Here is a 234-nt window from a genome sequence, read left to right as displayed (position 1 = left end):
TGGTTCTCGGCCGGGGTGCAGTCCTCCAGCCAGAACAGGTCATACGGTTCCAGGGCCTTGCCGAGCTTGGCCGCCTGGATCGGGGTCATCCGGTGGTGCCCGTCGTGCAGCAAAGGCAGTTCCGGGCCGAACTCGTTCCGGACGGCCTCGAACACCGACGGCAGGTGCCGCAGGTAGGCCCGGGTGTCCCAGTCCTCCTCCTGCGGGAACGCGCCGCGGCCGGCGGGCTCGTAG

Annotated in this window: 1 protein-coding gene; it reads right to left on the bottom strand. The window is 70.1% G+C overall.

What is annotated here, in order from left to right; genetic code table 11:
* Positions 1-234: enolase C-terminal domain-like protein (locus J9611_RS20005; RefSeq protein WP_281414547.1), on the bottom strand; the 234-nt coding region annotated here is incomplete at both ends.

It is taken from the genome of Pseudarthrobacter albicanus (assembly GCF_018224015.1).
Taxonomy (GTDB): domain Bacteria; phylum Actinomycetota; class Actinomycetes; order Actinomycetales; family Micrococcaceae; genus Arthrobacter; species Arthrobacter albicanus.
This window is presented reverse-complemented; position numbering and strand designations above follow the sequence as displayed.